The sequence below is a fragment of the Streptomyces sp. URMC 127 genome, assembly GCF_051386535.1.
Lineage (GTDB): Bacteria > Actinomycetota > Actinomycetes > Streptomycetales > Streptomycetaceae > Streptomyces.
On the sequence record NZ_JBPQTW010000187.1, the window covers coordinates 1 to 13,788 of the forward strand.

A 13,788-nucleotide genomic window follows, 5' to 3' on the forward strand; every position below is an offset into this window, starting at 1 on the left:
GTGTATAAGAGACAGGGGCGCGGCCGAATTGTGATGGGGACAGTGCGGTTGGGCGTGTCCTAGCGTGTGGTGGGGTCCGCGGCCGGCCCTTCGCGCCTCCGGGGAGGAGTCAGGGAGATGGGGACCGACATACGTGGACCGGGTGCCTGCGAGCACGCCTACGACCGTGCCAGGCTGCGGCAGTTCCTGGCGGGCGAGGCGGCGGGGGAGGGGCTCTCGCGCCGGGGCGTGCTGCGTCTGCTGGGAGCGGCGGCGGGGCTCGCCGCCGCCGGGACCGGCACCGGAGCGGGTGTCGCGGCGGCCGCCGGGAGGCCCGGGATCGTCAAGCCCCTGCCCGCCGAGCTGTTCACCGTACGGGACACCAACGCCGAGACGAACTGGCAGGCCCTGCGGGGCACGGGCTACCACACACCGGTCGACCGGTTCTTCGTCCGCAACCACACCTCGACTCCCGTCCTCGACCCCGCACGCTGGCGCCTCACGGTGTGGGGCGGCGGACTGCGCGGCCGGGCGGTGGAGTTCTCCTACGACGACCTGCGGTCCCTGCCCGCCGTGACGTCGAGCGCGGTCCTGGAGTGCGCGGGCAATGGCCGGAGCTACTTCGCCACCCAGCAGGGCGACCGGGTCAGCGGCACTCCCTGGACGATGGGCGCGGTCGGCGCGGCACGCTGGCGGGGCGTGCGCCTGGCGGACGTCCTGCGGGCTGCGGGCCTGTCGCGGCGTGCGGTGGACGTGATGCCGCGCGGCCTCGATCCGCGGTACACCGCGGGAGGGACCGACTACGGGCGGGTGCGGCGGCCGATGCCCGTGGCGAAGGCCCTCGACGACGTCCTGCTCGCGTACGAGATGAACGGCCTGCCGCTCTTGCCCGACCACGGGCGCCCCGTGCGGCTGGTGGTGCCCTCGTGGGTGGGCATCGCCTCCGTCAAGTGGGTCGGGGACATCGAGGTGTCCGACCGCCCGCTGTTCTCCCCCTGGAACACCGTCTTCTACCGCCTCTTCGGCTCCGCCCACCCGCGCGGCGGCAGCGCTCCCCTGACCTGCCAGCCCGTGCGCAGCGCCTTCGAACTGGCCCCCGGGGCGGAGTTCGCGGCGGGCCGCAGGCACCGGCTGACGGGGCGGTCGTGGTCCGGGGGAGGAGGCGTGCGCCGGGTGGAGGTCAGCGCGGACGACGGCGCTTCCTGGCGGGAGGCCCGCCTGCACGATGCGCCCCGGCCGGGCGGCTGGGTGCGCTGGAGCGTCCCCTGGCAGCCGCACGAGCCGGGGCCGGCCCGCCTCATGGCCCGCGCGACGGACACGGCGGGCACCGTGCAGCCCTTCCGTTCCGTCCCCAACGACCAGGGCTTCTTCTTCGACGCGGTGGTCCGCCACCCGGTCCGCGTGGTCCGAGACCCGTGAAGAGCTCCGGGGCCGGCGCCTGAGCTTCCGGGCGTAACCTCGGCGGCGTGACCGAGACGTGGACGGCCGGAGAGGCCGGAATCCTGCAACTGCCCTCCGGACGCCTCGTCAGGGGCCGCGGCCTGCGCCGCCCCCTCCCCGAGGGGCCGCAGCCCGGCTTCGCGCTGTACCTGCTCGGCAAACAGCCGCCCGAAGTCCCCTGGGAGGCCACGTGGGTGCGCTGGCCGGACTTCCGGCTGCCCAGCAGCCCCGCCGAGGCCCGCGCCGCGCTCCGCGAGGCATGGACCCGGGCCGCCGCCGAACGCGTCGAGATCGCCTGCGGCGGCGGCCGGGGCCGCACCGGCACGGCCCTCGCCTGCCTGGCCGTCCTGGACGGCGTCCCCGCAGCCCGAGCCGTGTCCTACGTCAGGGCCCACTACGACCGGCACGCCGTGGAAACCCCTTGGCAGAAACGCTACGTACGGCGCTTCACCGCGTGACGCGGGCGGGACGGGCGCCCTGGTCCGCATCGGCGCCGTCGCAGCGGGCGCCGGGATGCTGCGGACGCTCCTCAACCCCTCTCCCCGCACCCGGGATCGTCACCGCTACCGTACTCGGACGATCTTGAGCCGGAACCGGCCGGCCGGACCGGAGCGAACAGGAGTCCCATGCACGCCGCAGCCCAGGACGAGGCCCACGACGAGATCTTCCCCTTCGTCCCGGCACCGGAGGGCGGCGCCCGCTGGCAGGCCCCCACCGACGTGGAGCAGTACCTGCACAAGGTGACGCGGTCGGACGACTCGTACGCCTACCTGCGCACCCTCGCGATCGAGGGCGTCTACTACCCCGTCCGTCTCGATGAGGCAGCGGCCGCCGGCGAGGACGAGCACCCCATGCTGACCATCGAGACCCCCGACGGCCGCACCGTCCTGCAGGTCTACACCGCCGGCATGCTGCCGCGCCCGCACCCCTTCCTCGTCTACGAGTACGCCACCCTCGGCGCGCTCGCGCAGATCGTCCCCGACGGCGTGGACGTCCTCGCCGCCAACGTGGCCACGCCCTGCGAGCAGTACTTCCTCATCAGCGACGAGGAGCGCGAGGTGTGGCTGGACCTGCACCACGAGCTGTTCTCCCCGGACGACCTGATGGACCGCGTCGTGACCCGCCGCACCGGTGCCCCCGCCCCCGGCCCGCTGCTGCACGGCCTGGCCTGCGGCGCGCACCTGTGCTTCCGCAACGGCGACGCGTGGAACACCCTCCACTGGCACGGCATGGGCTACCGCGGCGAGACCGAGCGGATCGCCCGCGACTGGGGCGTGCACAGCCGCGAGGACTGGCTGCAGACGCAGGAGCGCCTCCTCGGCCAGGACGTGAGCCCCTGGTACTGGGACTTCGTCCTGGGAGCGCGGACCGCACTGCTCCGGGCGCAGGGCGGCGGCCGCGTCGACCCGGCCCGGTGGCGCGACACCGTCGAGGCCACGGTGCGCGCCCGCGCCCAGGAGAACGGCGACTGCACGGACGACCCCGACTTCGCCGGGTTCGTCGCGCACCTGCGCGAGCTGGTGGGCCAGGTGCTGCGCTACGAGGCCCGGTTCCGCGCCGACGGCCTGCTGCCGCCCGACGGCCTGGTGCGCACGGTCGCAGCCTGGGACATCGGCCGGGGCTCGAAGATGGCCCGCTGGGGCCGGGGCGCGCGCTACGCGACGGAGGCCGAGATGCACGCGGCGATCGAGCGGGCCTCCGGCGCCGCGCGGGCCGCGTACGAGTCGTGGGAGGAGTTCTCCGCCGGTTACATACTCGGCCGGTGCCTGCACTTCGACGACGAGGAGTTCGGCCCCTGGTACACGACGGTCCTCGACGCGCACCGCGCCCTGACCGCCGACCCGGACAGCCCCTGGCGGACGGTGCCCTTCAAGGAGCCGGCAACCGGGGCGTGAGCTGACCGCGGCGCGAGGCTGCTACGACCGGCGGCGGGGCTTGCCGCCGCCGCGCTTGGCGCCGCCGCCGGAGCCGCCCCGCGGCCCCTTGCCCGCAGCCCTGCCGGCCGTGGCCTTGCGCTGGGCGCCGCCCGCACCGGGACGCTTCCCCTTGGGCTGCGCCTTGGCGGTCCTGGTGGTCTTGGCCGTCTTGTCGGGGGCTTCTGCCTTCGCCTGGGCACGGCCGCGGGAGCTGTTGACCGTCCGCCCGCGGACGATCCCGATGAAGTCCTCGACCATGTCGGTGGTCGCGTCCTCGGGCCACGACAGGGCGACCCGCGACTGGGGGGCGTCCGTCAGCGGCCGGTACGTGAGGTCCTTGCGGTGGTGCAGACGGGCCAGCGACTGCGGCACGACGAGGACGCCCACCCCCGCCGCCACCAGTTCGACGGCGTCCGCCGTCGTGGCCGGGCGCTCGATCGCGGGCCGCCCCGGCGGCCGCTCCCAGCCGATCACGTCATCGAGGGGGTGCAGCACGATCTCGTCGGCCAGGTCCGCCGAGGAGACCTCCTCGACGGCCGCCACGACGTGGTCCTTGGGAACCACGACGACCGTGGTCTCGGTGTACAGGGGTATCGCGCTGAAGTCCGTACGGTCGGCCGGCAGCGGCAGCCGGACGAAACCGGCGTCGGCCCCGCCGCCCCGCAGCACGTCGCACGCCTCCGCGGCGGGGACCGCGACGAGGTGCAGAGGGATGCCGGGCAGCCGCTCGTTCCAGATACGCACCCACTTGGCGGGCGTCACTCCCGGGACATACGCGAGCCGGAACGAAGGGGAAACTTCCGAGCCTGTCACCCCGCCAGGCTACCGGTCGTGGTCGAGGTAGCGCACATGCTCGAATACCCTTGACACCATGACGTCGCACAAGACCACCCAGACGATGAAGCCCGCGACCGCGGCGAAGAAGCTGGGTGTGTACCTCCAGGCCACCCCCACCGAGTTCCAGGAGGGGGTCGTCACGCGCAGCGAGCTGAACGCTCTGCAGGCCGACCCGCCCGCGTGGCTGCAGGAGCTGCGACGCAACGGCCCCCACCCCCGGCCGGTGGTCGCGGCGAAGCTGGGCGTCTCCATCGCCGGCCTCGCCCGGGGCGGCATCACCGACCCCCTCACCACCGAGCAGATCGACGCGCTGAAGAAGGACATGCCCGAGTGGCTGCAGCGCGAGCGCGCCACCCAGGCCGAGGTCCGCAAGGAAGCCGCGCGCATCAAGGAGAAGCAGGCGAAGGAGGCGGCGCAGGGCTCCTGAGCCCCGCCCCCGGCCCCGGCCCGGAGCCGCTGCCGGCGCCGCCGGTGAAGGAGATCCACACGTCGGGCGGCAGGTCCGGCCGCCCCGGCACGGGCCTGCGCTCCTCCGCCCAGGCGTCGCCGGCGACCTCGGCGGCCACGCGCCGCCAGAAGCGCACCGCGGCCGCGTTCGCGTCCTGGAACGGGATCTCCCACGGGCCCGGGTGACGGGCCACGACCTCCCGGGCGGCGAGCAGACCCGCCCCCTTCCCGCGCGCCCCGCGGGCCACGAAGAAGCTGTTCATCACGCGCGCCGGGCCGCCGAGGCCGCGCACGAACGCCAGGCCCGCGGCGTACGGGCCGCTGCGCAGCACGTACGCCGCCCAGCCGGAGCCGACGCCTGAGCCGACGCCGGAGCCGGAGAGGGCAGCGTCGAGCCGGTCCCTGCGGAACGTCCCGTCGCGATCGGGCAGCGAGCCGTCGAACGAGGACATGTCATGCCGGAACAGCAGCCACAGGCGTTCCAGCGCTGGACGGTCGGCATCGGTGGCGGGGTGTACGGACAGAACTGATCGGTATGCAGGCATGAAAAAAGCCTCCGCGCGGAACGATCCGCGACCCGGAGGCTTAAGTGGTACCGGAAACGTACCACGCCGCCCGCCGATCCGGCTTCCGGGTGAACCACCGGGGCCACCGGTGTCACCCTCCGGCACCCGAGGAAGGCGTCGGGGGAACAGACCGTGGCTGGGGACCGGGGACGGACCGTGGCCGGCCGGGACGTCATGCCGAGGAGAAGCGCCGTGGAAATGCCTCAGGTGAGCGTGTGTCAGGTGGACGAGTGCGCCTACAACCAGGACAGCGCCTGCCACGCACTCGCGATCACCGTGGGCGACTCCGCCCACGCCCACTGCGACACCTATTTCCTCCATCCCTCGAAGGGCGGCGACGCTTCGTCCACCGGCCGGGTCGGCGCCTGCAAGATGGCCGGGTGCCTGCACAACGTCGGCCTGGAGTGCCAGGCCCCCGGCATCACGGTGGCCGCCCTGGGAGCCGCGGCGGACTGCCTGACCTTCACGGCGAGATAGCAGCGGGCGAGCGTTCCCCGGCCACGAGCAGACCCGCGGTCCGGTCAGCGCAGTTCGCCTTCGAGGAGGCCCATGAGGATCATGTCGTGCCACTTGCCGTCCCGGCGGAAGCACTCCCGCTGCCGGCCCTCCTCGACGAAGCCGGCCTTCTCGTAGACGCGGCGCGCCGGCTCGTTGTCGGCAACAACGGTGAGGGCGATGCGGTGCAGGCGCAGCTCGTCGAAGCCGTACCGGCAGATCACGCGCACGGTGTCGGTCGCGTAGCCGCGGCCCCAGAAGTCCTTGTCGCCGATGCGGAGGTCGAGTTCGGCCGCTCCGCTCTCGGGCGCGGCGTCGCGCAGCCGCACCGAACCGATCAGCCGCTGCTCGCCGAGCGGCTCGACACCGAGGAACGTGCTCGCGTACGAATTCCGCGGGAGGGCCGCGAAGCGTTCGGTGATCTGTGCCAGCGATTCCGGCGGGCCGCCGTACATCCAGCGCCCGATCTCGGGGTCGTTGTTCCAGCGCCACATGCTCTCGGCGTCGGAAGGTTCGAGGGGCCTGAGTCGTACGAGATCACCGGTCAGCATGGCGGCAGGCTACCGGTGTGCGTCGTCCCCGGACGGGGCGGTGTCCGCGTTCGCGAGGGCCAGGGCCCGCAACAGCGGGTTCGCGCGGGTGTCCCGGGGCAGGTCGCTGACCTGGCCGTCCCCGACCTCCACCACCCGCCACACCCCGTCCTCGCGCTCGGCGAGGTCGGTCGTCACGAAGCGGCAGCCCAGCGCGGCCACCAGGGGCACCACGGCGTCGAGCGCAGGCGCCGGCCGCAGCTCGGGGCGGTCGGGGTGGGCAGTCACGAGAACGGGCCGGCCGTCCACCCACCACGCGCGGGCCTCGCCGGCTCCGGTGAAGCGTTCGAAGGCGCGCAGCACGATGCCGCCCGTGAGGAAGGTGTCCTGGAGCTCGACGAAGCGGGCCACGACCGCGGTCAGCCGCTCCGTATCGGCCAGGTCGGGGACGTAGCAGGCCTCGTGCCACTCGTGCTTGCGGGACTTGACGAAGTCCTTGACGATGCCCGGGCCGCTGCCGAGGCGCTCGGCGAGCCCGGCGAGCTCCGCGGCGGCCGGGGCACGGCCGGGCCGGGCGGTCAGCCATGCGCTGGCGGGGGTCGCGGACGCGAAGGCCGCGTACCAGCCGGGCAGTTCGTGCGCGCGGCGGTAGGACTCCGGCGAGGTCAGCAGCGTGACCCCGCGGGCGGCGAGCGCGGCCGCGAGCTCCGCGTACCGGCCGGACGGCACCATCCAGCCCCGGTACCAGGCGTGCCCCGCCCCGCGCGGGACACCGCGGACGGCGCCCTCGGCATCCCCGGCGAGCAGCGCGTCGTGGTCGATGAGCGCGGTCCGCAGGCCCTGCTCGCGGGCGGCGCGCGCCTCGTCCGCGAAGTGCGGGTCCGCCCGGCGGGGGCCGAGCGGGTCGCTGCAGAAGAGGATCAGAGGCGCCATGCGGGCACCCTAACGGGTGACGCTCACCCGTACGCGCGCGTGCGCGCGTGTGCCGCTAGGCGCCCTCAGTGCCTGCGATGCGGGTGATGGCGAGCAGGGCGAGGTCGTCGGTGATGCAGCCGCCCGTGTGGCGGCCCACGTCGTCGAGGAGGGCGTCGAGCAGGGCGTCCGGGCCGGAGAACTCCCTCCCGGTCAGCCTGGCGCCGGGGTCGTAGAAGACCCCGGCGCGGTCCCGGGCCTCGGTGAGGCCGTCGGTGTAGAGCAGGAGCGTCGCGCCCGGCGGGAAGGGCACCGTCTCGGTCCGGTCCCCGGCCGTGCCGAGGTCCGCCAGGGCGAGGGGGAGGGCCGGTTCGGCCGGCTCCGCGTAGCGCGCCTGCCCGCCGTGCAGGAGCAGGGGCGCCGGGTGGCCGCGGTTGAGCAGCAGCAGCTCGTCGCCGGAGGGCGGGATGCCGGCCAGCACGCACGTGACGAACCCCTCCGTCCGCTCGACCCCCCTGCGCCGGTCCGCCTCCCGGCGCAGGGCCCGGTCCAGCCGCGCCGCGATCGTGGCGATCGAGGGTTCGTCGTCGGCGGCTTCCCGGAACACTCCCAGGGCGACGTCCACCGCTTTGACCGCGTCCATGCCCTTGCCCCGCACGTCGCCGACCAGGCAGCGCACGCCGAACGGGGTGTCCTGCACGCCGTACAGGTCACCGCCGATCTGCGCGTCCTTCACGGCCGACTGGTAGCGCACGGCGATCCGCAGAGGGCCGATCGACGCCGGCGGCTGCGGAAGGACCGCGCGCTGCACGGCGAGGGCGATCCTGCGCGCCGACTGCAGCCGTACGGCGCTGTAGTACATGAGGCGGTTGACGACGACGGCGAAGGCCGACACCGTCGCGACGGTCGCCAGCTCGCTCTGCCCGCCCGAGTCCGAGAGGAAGCCGAAGTGGATCAGTAGCGCGGTGTCCGCCGCGCACGCGCCGATGCCCGCCAGGATCGTCGCCCGCAGCGACAGCAGCGCGGCGGCCGACATCGGCGCGGCGGTGTAGAAGGCCTCGGCGCTGAAGTGCGGCGGGGTGTTGTAGTCGAGGGCGGCGCCGCCGACGAGCAGGAAGGCGGGCATCCACTGCAGGTGACGCAGGCACCAGCGCCCGACGCCGGTACGCTCCGTGCCCGGTGCCCTCACGTGCCCGCTCCCGCTCTTCCGCGCCGTACGACACGCTCCAGCATCCTCGGGCGCGGTGGGGCCTGCCAGTCATGAGGCGCCCGTATGGCTCAGCGCGGACGCTCGGCCTCAGTCCTCGACGTGCAGTCCGTCGCGCCCCCGGTTGCAGGCCCAGACAGCCGTGAAGATGGGGTCCAGGTGGGCGGGGTGGCGCCGGCGGCTGCAGACCTGCCGGTGTTCGAGGTAGCAGTCGCCGCCGTTCCCCTGTCCGCCGGCGACGGCGAATCCGTCGGCGGTGACGTACCAGCGGAGCCCCTCATCGCTCACTGCGGAGGCGGGGACCGCCTGGGTGTCGAGGCGGATCCACCCGCCGGTGACGACGGGCCGCAGCTCCTGCGTATGGCCGCACTCGGGACATGTCGCGTCCGGTGTGGTGCAGTTGACCCCCATCCCAGGGAGCTTGCCTGACCGCCGGCGCCGGCACAGCGGGTTCGCCGGTCGTTTGTGCTGGTGAGTGAGGCGGCGGGTGTGCTGCCGGTCGGCTGGAGGGGTGCCGTGCGGCGCGCGCGTGCACAGGGCGGGCGGCCGGTGGCGAGGTCTTGCCGGAGCTTCCCGGGCAAGACCTCGCTGGAGTCCCGGGGCGGCTTCGCCTCGGTGTCAGTGCGCGCGCTGCACGTTCCACAAGGGCAGGCCTTCGAAGAAGGAGACGGCTTCCGGGCGCCAGTGCGGGTGCCAGGCGGAGGCCTCGGAGGCGGCGGCTTCGGCGTAGTGGCGCATGGAGGAGCGGAGTTCCTCGTCGACACCGTGGTCGCGGGCGATGCGGCGTACGCGGTCGATCGTGCCGGCCGTGCAGCCGGGGTCGCCCAGCGCGGATTCCACCACCGCGCGCTCCGCGGGGGTCGCGGCGGCCAGGACGGCGCGGACGGCGTAGCTGCGGCGCCCGGAACGGATGTCGGAGCCCGGGGACTTGCCGAGGGTGTGCTCGTCGCCGAACAGGTCGAGGTAGTCGTCGCGCATCTGCCCGCTGATGCCGGCGAGGGTCGCGTAGCGGCGCAGCCGTTCGTCGTGGGCGGCCGGTTGCTCCCCCGCGGCCAGCAGGCCGAGCCGCAGCGGGGCGAGGATGGAGTACCGGGTGGACTTGTATTCGCACACGGTGTGCAGGAGGTCTTCGGACGGGAGGGGCTCGAAGTCGCGTTCCAGGTCGGTGATCTGGCCCGCGACGGTCTCCGCGCCCGCGCGCAACTGCACCTCCAGCATGGCCTGCTTGACCCCGGCGGGCGCGTCGGCCTCCAGCAGGACCTGCATCGACAGGAAGGCGGCGAGGTCGCCCGCCAGTACGGCGAGCCCCAGCGCGGTCCGCGGGTCTTCGGGGAACTCCCGGCGGTAGGCGTAGTACGTGGACGGGCCGCCGCGGCGCACGGCGCCGTCGTCGATGATGTCGTCGTGGATCAGCCCGTGCGTCTGCAGCAGTTCGATGCTGAGGGCGGCCTCCGCCAGGCCGGGCGCCTCCTCGTCGGTCACCAGCCGCGCCGCCTCGTACAGGAGTGCCACCCGCAGGCGCTTGCCGCCGCGCAGGGAGAGGTCCCGCAGGAGCTCCAGGCAGCGGGGCGTGAAGCGGCTGAGCCGGGGGGTGTCCAGGTTCCCGGCGAGGGAGTCGAAGTACGCCGCGAAGCGGGCGTCGAAGCGGTGCCGGTAGCCGGCGAGCCGTTCCCGGGCGGCCGCCGCGGTCGTGGGGTGCGCAGGGTGCGTGGTGCTCATGGGCCCAGCCTTCCAGCAGTCCGGGAGGCGTGAGCGGGCGGGAGGTGAGAGGGGGAGATACCGGCGCTACGTCTTGTCACCGCATCAACACTCTACGTAGCATTGTGGAATTGCTGGTTCCGGACGTTCGAGGGGGTCATCGATGAAACGTATCGCCAGCCTTGCCTGTGCGGCCGCCGCCGCCCTTGTCTGCGGCGTGGCGAGCGCCGACGCGCACAGTGAGCGGGAGCCCTACAGCGGTCACGAGAAGGCGCACGGCTTCGCGTCCACGCCCCGCCTCGCCCCGCGGCAGGCGGCCCGGTCCGGTGTGGAGGCGGGGGGATTCCTGCACGTCTTCGGTGAGCCCGTCGAAGTCGGGCCGGGGGCGAACGCCCCCGCCGTGGCGGTCTGTCCGGTCGGCCGTGTGCCGGTCGGCGGCGGAGGCGAGACCTCCGCGCACCACGTCTACCTGACCGACTCCTTCGCGCAGGGCCCGCAATGGGTCGCGCGCGGCACGAACGCCGGCAACGGCAGCGAGTCGATGCGGGCGTTCGTGGTCTGCGCCGCCGGGGGGTGAGGCCCGGGGCAGGAGTGCGGGCGTGCCCGGGAGGCGTCAGCCCGTCGGCAGGCCGGCGACCGGGAGCGGGGCCGGGAGCGTGCTCGGCGCAGACCTGCCCTGCGACGCCGTCATCGTGTCGCCCACGCCGCGTCCCGCCGCCCCCGCCGCCGTGCCGACGGTCCGCTGGATCGGATCCGTCGCCTGCTTCACCGCCGAGCCGGCCGCCTTGCCCGCCGCCGGGACGGCCTGCTTCATCAGCTCGCTCCCCGACGCTCCCACGACGGCGGTCGCCTTCCGGACGACCCCGTCGACGCTGTCACCCGGGCTGCCGGCGTCGATGGCGGCCAGTTCGCCCAGGTCCGAGGGCTTCGGCCGGTCGGCGGCCTGGGAGGCGGTGGCCGATCCCAGCGTGAGGGCGGCTGCGGCCAGCGCGGCGGTGGCAAGGGCTCGGCGCATCAGGTCTCCTCCGGAGATGCGAGGGGGCTCTCGTCACGAGAACGACCGTCGGGCCCCGCGGACACGCGCTGCCCGGTCCGTCCCCGGTCCCGCTCACGCTCCGTTCACGCTTCGCCCCCCGTTCCGCTCACGCTCCGTTCAAGCTTCGCCCGGAGGCTGCGGCGGCCGCAGGAACCAGCGGCACGCCACCTCGGCCACCTCCTCCAGCGCCCCCGGCTCCTCGAACAGATGGGTGGCGCCGGGCACGACATGGACCTCGTGGGGCGCTCGCAGCCGGTCCGCTGCCGCGTGGTTCAGCCGCAGCACCTCGCGGTCCTCGCCGCCCACGATCAGCAGGACGGGCGCCCGTACGCGGTCGAGCGCGTCGTCGGCGAGGTCCGGGCGGCCGCCGCGCGACACCACCGACTGCACCTCGTCCGGCTGCTGCGCGGCCGCTGTCAGCGCGGCCGCCGCGCCCGTGCTCGCCCCGAACAGGTGCACCGCCAGGCCCGTCGTGGCCGGGTAGCGGCCGAGCCAGCCGATCGCCGCCGTCAGGCGGCCGCTCAGCAGGCCGATGTCGAAGCGGTGCCCGGCCGTGAGGGCGTCGACTTCCTCCTCCTGCTCGGTCAGGAGGTCCATCAGCAGCGTCGCGAGCCCGGAGCGCTGGAGCGCCGTGGCCACCGCCCGGTTGCGCGGGCTCAGCCGGGAGCTGCCGCTGCCGTGGGCGAACAGCACGACCGACCGGACGGGTCCGGGAACGACGAGGTCGCCGGCGAGCCCGGCGTCGCCCGCGGGTATGCGCACTGCCTCGGAGGTCATCGCGATTCACCCTCTCCCTGCTCTCCTCCAGCCTCTCTCCGTGCGGGTGTCCCGACCAGCCGGGCAAGCGTCGTGCCCATGAGGGCGCATGCGGGGATCCCCTCAGGAAGTGGCCGTACCGGCGAAGGCCCCGGCCTGCGCCGCTGCCGCCGCGGCCACGGCCGCGCGCTCCGCCGCCGCCTCGTCGAGCGGTTCACCGGTGGTCAGCAGGCGGTAGTAGAGGGGCGCGGAGACGGCGCGGACGACCTCGCGGGTGTCCGTCCCCGCGGGCAGTTCGCCCCGCTCCACGGCCTGCCGTACGCAGGGCTCCCACTCCGTGACCCGGGTGTCGTAGAAGCGGCGGAGGGCCGCGGCCGCCTCCTCGTCACAGGTCGCGGCGGCGATCACTGCCTTGAACAGCGCGCCCTGCCGGGCGTCCGCCAGGGTGCGCTGCACGAGGCGGGCGTTGGCGCGCAGGTCGCCCAGCAGGGTGCCCGTCTCGGTGCGCGGGAGCGACTGCTCGGCCATGTCCGCGAGCAGGTCGGCGACGAGGTGGGCGGGCGTGCCCCAGCGGCGGTAGACGGTCGTACGGCCGACTTCCGCGCGGCGGGCCACGTCGGCGAGGTCGAGTCCCGCGAGCCCGCCCTCGGCCAGGGCGTCACCTGCTGCCTGCAGTACGGCGGCGCGTACGCGAGCGGTGCGCCCGCCCGGGCGCAGACTCCCGGGTTCCGGACTGCCTGGACCCCCGGCCCTGCCGGAACTCCCCGGACTTCTGGACGTCATAACGGGACTCCCATTCCATTAGCGCTTGATCTCTGTTACGGTGAACCCATCCTAACGGGACGGACGTCCCGATAATGGTGAGGGGAAGGGAACCGCTGTGGAATACCGACGACTGGGCGCTTCAGGACTGATGGTTCCGGCGCTGAGCTTCGGCGCGGGCACGTTCGGCGGGAGCGGCGAGCTCTTCGGAGCGTGGGGCGACACCGGCGCCGAGGAGGCGCGCCGGCTCGTCGACATCTGCCTCGACGCGGGCCTCAACATGTTCGACACCGCCGACGTGTACTCCGCCGGCGCCTCCGAAGAGGTGCTCGGCGCCGCGATCAAGGGGCGCCGGGACCAGGTGATCATCTCCACCAAGGCGGGGCTGCCGGTGGGCGACGGCCCGGCGGACGCCGGAACCTCCCGCTCACGCCTCGTCAAGTCCGTGGACGACGCCCTGCGGCGCCTCGGCACCGACTACATCGACCTCTTCCAGCTGCACGCCTTCGACGCCGGGACCCCCGTGGAGGAGGTCCTCTCCACCCTGGGCGACCTCGTGCGGGCCGGGAAGCTCCGCTACACCGGCGTCTCCAACTTCGCCGGCTGGGAGCTGATGAAGTCGCTCGGCGCCGCCGACCGGCACGGCCACCCGCGCTACGTCGCCCACCAGGTCTACTACTCTCTCGTCGGCCGCGACTACGAGTGGGAGCTGATGCCCCTCGCCCTCGACCAGGGCGTCGGCGCCGTCGTCTGGAGCCCCCTCGGCTGGGGACGGCTCACCGGCAGGATCCGCCGCGGCCGGCCCCTTCCGGCCGACAGCCGCCTGCACGCGACCGCGGACTACGGGCCTCCCGTCGAGGACGAGCTCCTGTTCCGCGTGGTCGACGTCCTCGACGAGATCGCCGGGGAGACCGGCAGGACCGTCCCTCAGATAGCCCTGAACTGGCTGCTGCAGCGCCCGACCGTCTCCTCGGTCATCATCGGCGCCCGCAACGAGGAGCAACTGCGGCAGAACCTCGGCGCGGTCGGCTGGAACCTGACCGCCGACCAGGTGGCACGGCTCGACGCCGCGAGCGCCAAGCAGGCTCCGTACCCCTACTTCCCCTACGAGCGCGAAGGCTTCTCCCGCCTCAACCCGCACCCGCTGCGGCGCCCGGCGTAGCCCGGCCGCGGGCGCGCCCGCCTTCGCCCCGCCCGTTCACCGGGC

At 74.1% G+C, this 13,788-nt stretch carries 17 protein-coding genes; 7 read left to right on the top strand and 10 right to left on the bottom strand.

Going from position 1 to position 13,788, the window contains the following annotated elements; all coding sequences use genetic code 11:
• The first annotated feature begins 117 nt into the window (after positions 1-117).
• The 3 genes from ACSNOH_RS27420 to ACSNOH_RS27430 all read left to right on the top strand — a co-directional run bounded on the left by ACSNOH_RS27420 (position 118) and on the right by ACSNOH_RS27430 (position 3,314).
• Positions 118-1,398 (top strand): sulfite oxidase, encoded by a 1,281-nt coding sequence (locus ACSNOH_RS27420; protein WP_436724107.1) that lies wholly within the window; start codon positions 118-120, stop codon positions 1,396-1,398.
• A 47-nt stretch (positions 1,399-1,445) separates the two neighbouring features.
• Entirely contained in the window at positions 1,446-1,877 is a 432-nt protein-coding gene (locus ACSNOH_RS27425) for a phosphatase domain-containing protein (protein WP_436724108.1), read from the top strand.
• A 168-nt stretch (positions 1,878-2,045) separates the two neighbouring features.
• Complete coding sequence (locus ACSNOH_RS27430) at positions 2,046-3,314, top strand: DUF1266 domain-containing protein (protein WP_436724109.1); 1,269 nt, start codon at positions 2,046-2,048, stop codon at positions 3,312-3,314.
• Between the two features lie 21 nt (positions 3,315-3,335).
• On the opposite strand, the gene ACSNOH_RS27435 is transcribed toward ACSNOH_RS27430, so the two are convergent.
• Positions 3,336-4,148 (bottom strand): LysR substrate-binding domain-containing protein, encoded by an 813-nt coding sequence (locus ACSNOH_RS27435; protein WP_436724110.1) that lies wholly within the window; start codon positions 4,146-4,148, stop codon positions 3,336-3,338.
• Positions 4,149-4,206: 58 nt separating this feature from the next.
• Here ACSNOH_RS27435 and ACSNOH_RS27440 point away from each other — a divergent pair, with 58 nt between their 5' ends.
• Positions 4,207-4,599: a DUF5997 family protein gene (locus tag ACSNOH_RS27440; RefSeq protein WP_436724111.1), complete on the top strand. Its 393-nt coding sequence runs from the start codon at positions 4,207-4,209 to the stop codon at positions 4,597-4,599.
• Here the strand turns inward: ACSNOH_RS27440 and ACSNOH_RS27445 are convergent.
• Entirely contained in the window at positions 4,559-5,164 is a 606-nt protein-coding gene (locus ACSNOH_RS27445; protein WP_436724112.1) for a GNAT family N-acetyltransferase, read from the bottom strand. The genes ACSNOH_RS27440 and ACSNOH_RS27445 overlap by 41 nt on opposite strands.
• Positions 5,165-5,383: 219 nt before the next feature.
• On the opposite strand from ACSNOH_RS27445, the gene ACSNOH_RS27450 reads away from it, so the two are divergent.
• A complete protein-coding gene (locus ACSNOH_RS27450; protein ID WP_436724124.1) occupies positions 5,384-5,662 on the top strand; it encodes a DUF1540 domain-containing protein in 279 nt (92 codons plus the stop codon).
• A gap of 44 nt (positions 5,663-5,706) precedes the next feature.
• Here the strand turns inward: ACSNOH_RS27450 and ACSNOH_RS27455 are convergent, their stop codons facing one another.
• The 5 genes from ACSNOH_RS27455 to ACSNOH_RS27475 form a co-directional block, all read right to left on the bottom strand.
• On the bottom strand, positions 5,707-6,231 hold the full coding sequence (locus ACSNOH_RS27455) for a GNAT family N-acetyltransferase (RefSeq protein WP_436724113.1): 525 nt from the start codon (positions 6,229-6,231) through the stop codon (positions 5,707-5,709).
• Between the two features lie 9 nt (positions 6,232-6,240).
• The gene (locus ACSNOH_RS27460) at positions 6,241-7,143 is read right to left on the bottom strand and encodes an ATP-grasp domain-containing protein (protein WP_436724114.1); all 903 of its coding nucleotides are present in this window, start codon (positions 7,141-7,143) and stop codon (positions 6,241-6,243) included.
• Positions 7,144-7,198: 55 nt separating this feature from the next.
• Positions 7,199-8,311: a PP2C family protein-serine/threonine phosphatase gene (locus ACSNOH_RS27465; protein ID WP_436724115.1), complete on the bottom strand. Its 1,113-nt coding sequence runs from the start codon at positions 8,309-8,311 to the stop codon at positions 7,199-7,201.
• A 108-nt stretch (positions 8,312-8,419) separates the two neighbouring features.
• A complete protein-coding gene (locus ACSNOH_RS27470; RefSeq protein ID WP_436724116.1) occupies positions 8,420-8,740 on the bottom strand; it encodes a DUF6083 domain-containing protein in 321 nt (106 codons plus the stop codon).
• A gap of 207 nt (positions 8,741-8,947) precedes the next feature.
• Positions 8,948-10,048 (bottom strand): polyprenyl synthetase family protein, encoded by a 1,101-nt coding sequence (locus ACSNOH_RS27475; protein WP_436724117.1) that lies wholly within the window; start codon positions 10,046-10,048, stop codon positions 8,948-8,950.
• Positions 10,049-10,190: 142 nt separating this feature from the next.
• On the opposite strand from ACSNOH_RS27475, the gene ACSNOH_RS27480 reads away from it, so the two are divergent.
• Positions 10,191-10,604: a hypothetical protein gene (locus ACSNOH_RS27480; protein WP_436724118.1), complete on the top strand. Its 414-nt coding sequence runs from the start codon at positions 10,191-10,193 to the stop codon at positions 10,602-10,604.
• Between the two features lie 36 nt (positions 10,605-10,640).
• On the opposite strand, the gene ACSNOH_RS27485 is transcribed toward ACSNOH_RS27480, so the two are convergent.
• The 3 genes from ACSNOH_RS27485 to ACSNOH_RS27495 form a co-directional block, all read right to left on the bottom strand.
• Positions 10,641-11,042 carry an ATP-binding protein gene (locus ACSNOH_RS27485; RefSeq protein WP_436724119.1) on the bottom strand — a complete coding sequence of 134 codons (402 nt, stop codon included), beginning with the start codon at positions 11,040-11,042 and terminating at the stop codon, positions 10,641-10,643.
• Positions 11,043-11,180: 138 nt separating this feature from the next.
• The gene (locus ACSNOH_RS27490) at positions 11,181-11,840 is read right to left on the bottom strand and encodes a dienelactone hydrolase family protein (RefSeq protein WP_436724120.1); all 660 of its coding nucleotides are present in this window, start codon (positions 11,838-11,840) and stop codon (positions 11,181-11,183) included.
• Positions 11,841-11,942: 102 nt separating this feature from the next.
• Positions 11,943-12,602, bottom strand: coding sequence for a TetR/AcrR family transcriptional regulator C-terminal ligand-binding domain-containing protein (locus ACSNOH_RS27495; RefSeq protein ID WP_436724122.1), 660 nt, complete (start codon positions 12,600-12,602; stop codon positions 11,943-11,945).
• Positions 12,603-12,699: 97 nt separating this feature from the next.
• Here ACSNOH_RS27495 and ACSNOH_RS27500 point away from each other — a divergent pair, with 97 nt between their 5' ends.
• On the top strand, positions 12,700-13,743 hold the full coding sequence (locus ACSNOH_RS27500; RefSeq protein WP_436724123.1) for an aldo/keto reductase: 1,044 nt from the start codon (positions 12,700-12,702) through the stop codon (positions 13,741-13,743).
• The last annotated feature ends 45 nt before the right edge of the window (positions 13,744-13,788 follow it).

Bases quoted from the DNA above. Each gene is read 5' to 3' on its own strand.
- ACSNOH_RS27485 (WP_436724119.1), bottom strand. From the start codon at position 11,042: ATGCGCCGAGCCCTTGCCACCGCCGCGCTGGCCGCAGCCGCCCTCACG.
- ACSNOH_RS27470 (WP_436724116.1), bottom strand. From the start codon at position 8,740: ATGGGGGTCAACTGCACCACACCGGACGCGACATGTCCCGAGTGCGGC.
- ACSNOH_RS27450 (WP_436724124.1), top strand. From the start codon at position 5,384: ATGCCTCAGGTGAGCGTGTGTCAGGTGGACGAGTGCGCCTACAACCAG.
- ACSNOH_RS27460 (WP_436724114.1), bottom strand. From the start codon at position 7,143: ATGGCGCCTCTGATCCTCTTCTGCAGCGACCCGCTCGGCCCCCGCCGG.
- ACSNOH_RS27490 (WP_436724120.1), bottom strand. From the start codon at position 11,840: ATGACCTCCGAGGCAGTGCGCATACCCGCGGGCGACGCCGGGCTCGCC.
- ACSNOH_RS27445 (WP_436724112.1), bottom strand. From the start codon at position 5,164: ATGCCTGCATACCGATCAGTTCTGTCCGTACACCCCGCCACCGATGCC.
- ACSNOH_RS27455 (WP_436724113.1), bottom strand. From the start codon at position 6,231: ATGCTGACCGGTGATCTCGTACGACTCAGGCCCCTCGAACCTTCCGAC.
- ACSNOH_RS27440 (WP_436724111.1), top strand. From the start codon at position 4,207: ATGACGTCGCACAAGACCACCCAGACGATGAAGCCCGCGACCGCGGCG.
- ACSNOH_RS27495 (WP_436724122.1), bottom strand. From the start codon at position 12,602: ATGACGTCCAGAAGTCCGGGGAGTTCCGGCAGGGCCGGGGGTCCAGGC.
- ACSNOH_RS27480 (WP_436724118.1), top strand. From the start codon at position 10,191: ATGAAACGTATCGCCAGCCTTGCCTGTGCGGCCGCCGCCGCCCTTGTC.
- ACSNOH_RS27430 (WP_436724109.1), top strand. From the start codon at position 2,046: ATGCACGCCGCAGCCCAGGACGAGGCCCACGACGAGATCTTCCCCTTC.
- ACSNOH_RS27475 (WP_436724117.1), bottom strand. From the start codon at position 10,048: ATGAGCACCACGCACCCTGCGCACCCCACGACCGCGGCGGCCGCCCGG.
- ACSNOH_RS27420 (WP_436724107.1), top strand. From the start codon at position 118: ATGGGGACCGACATACGTGGACCGGGTGCCTGCGAGCACGCCTACGAC.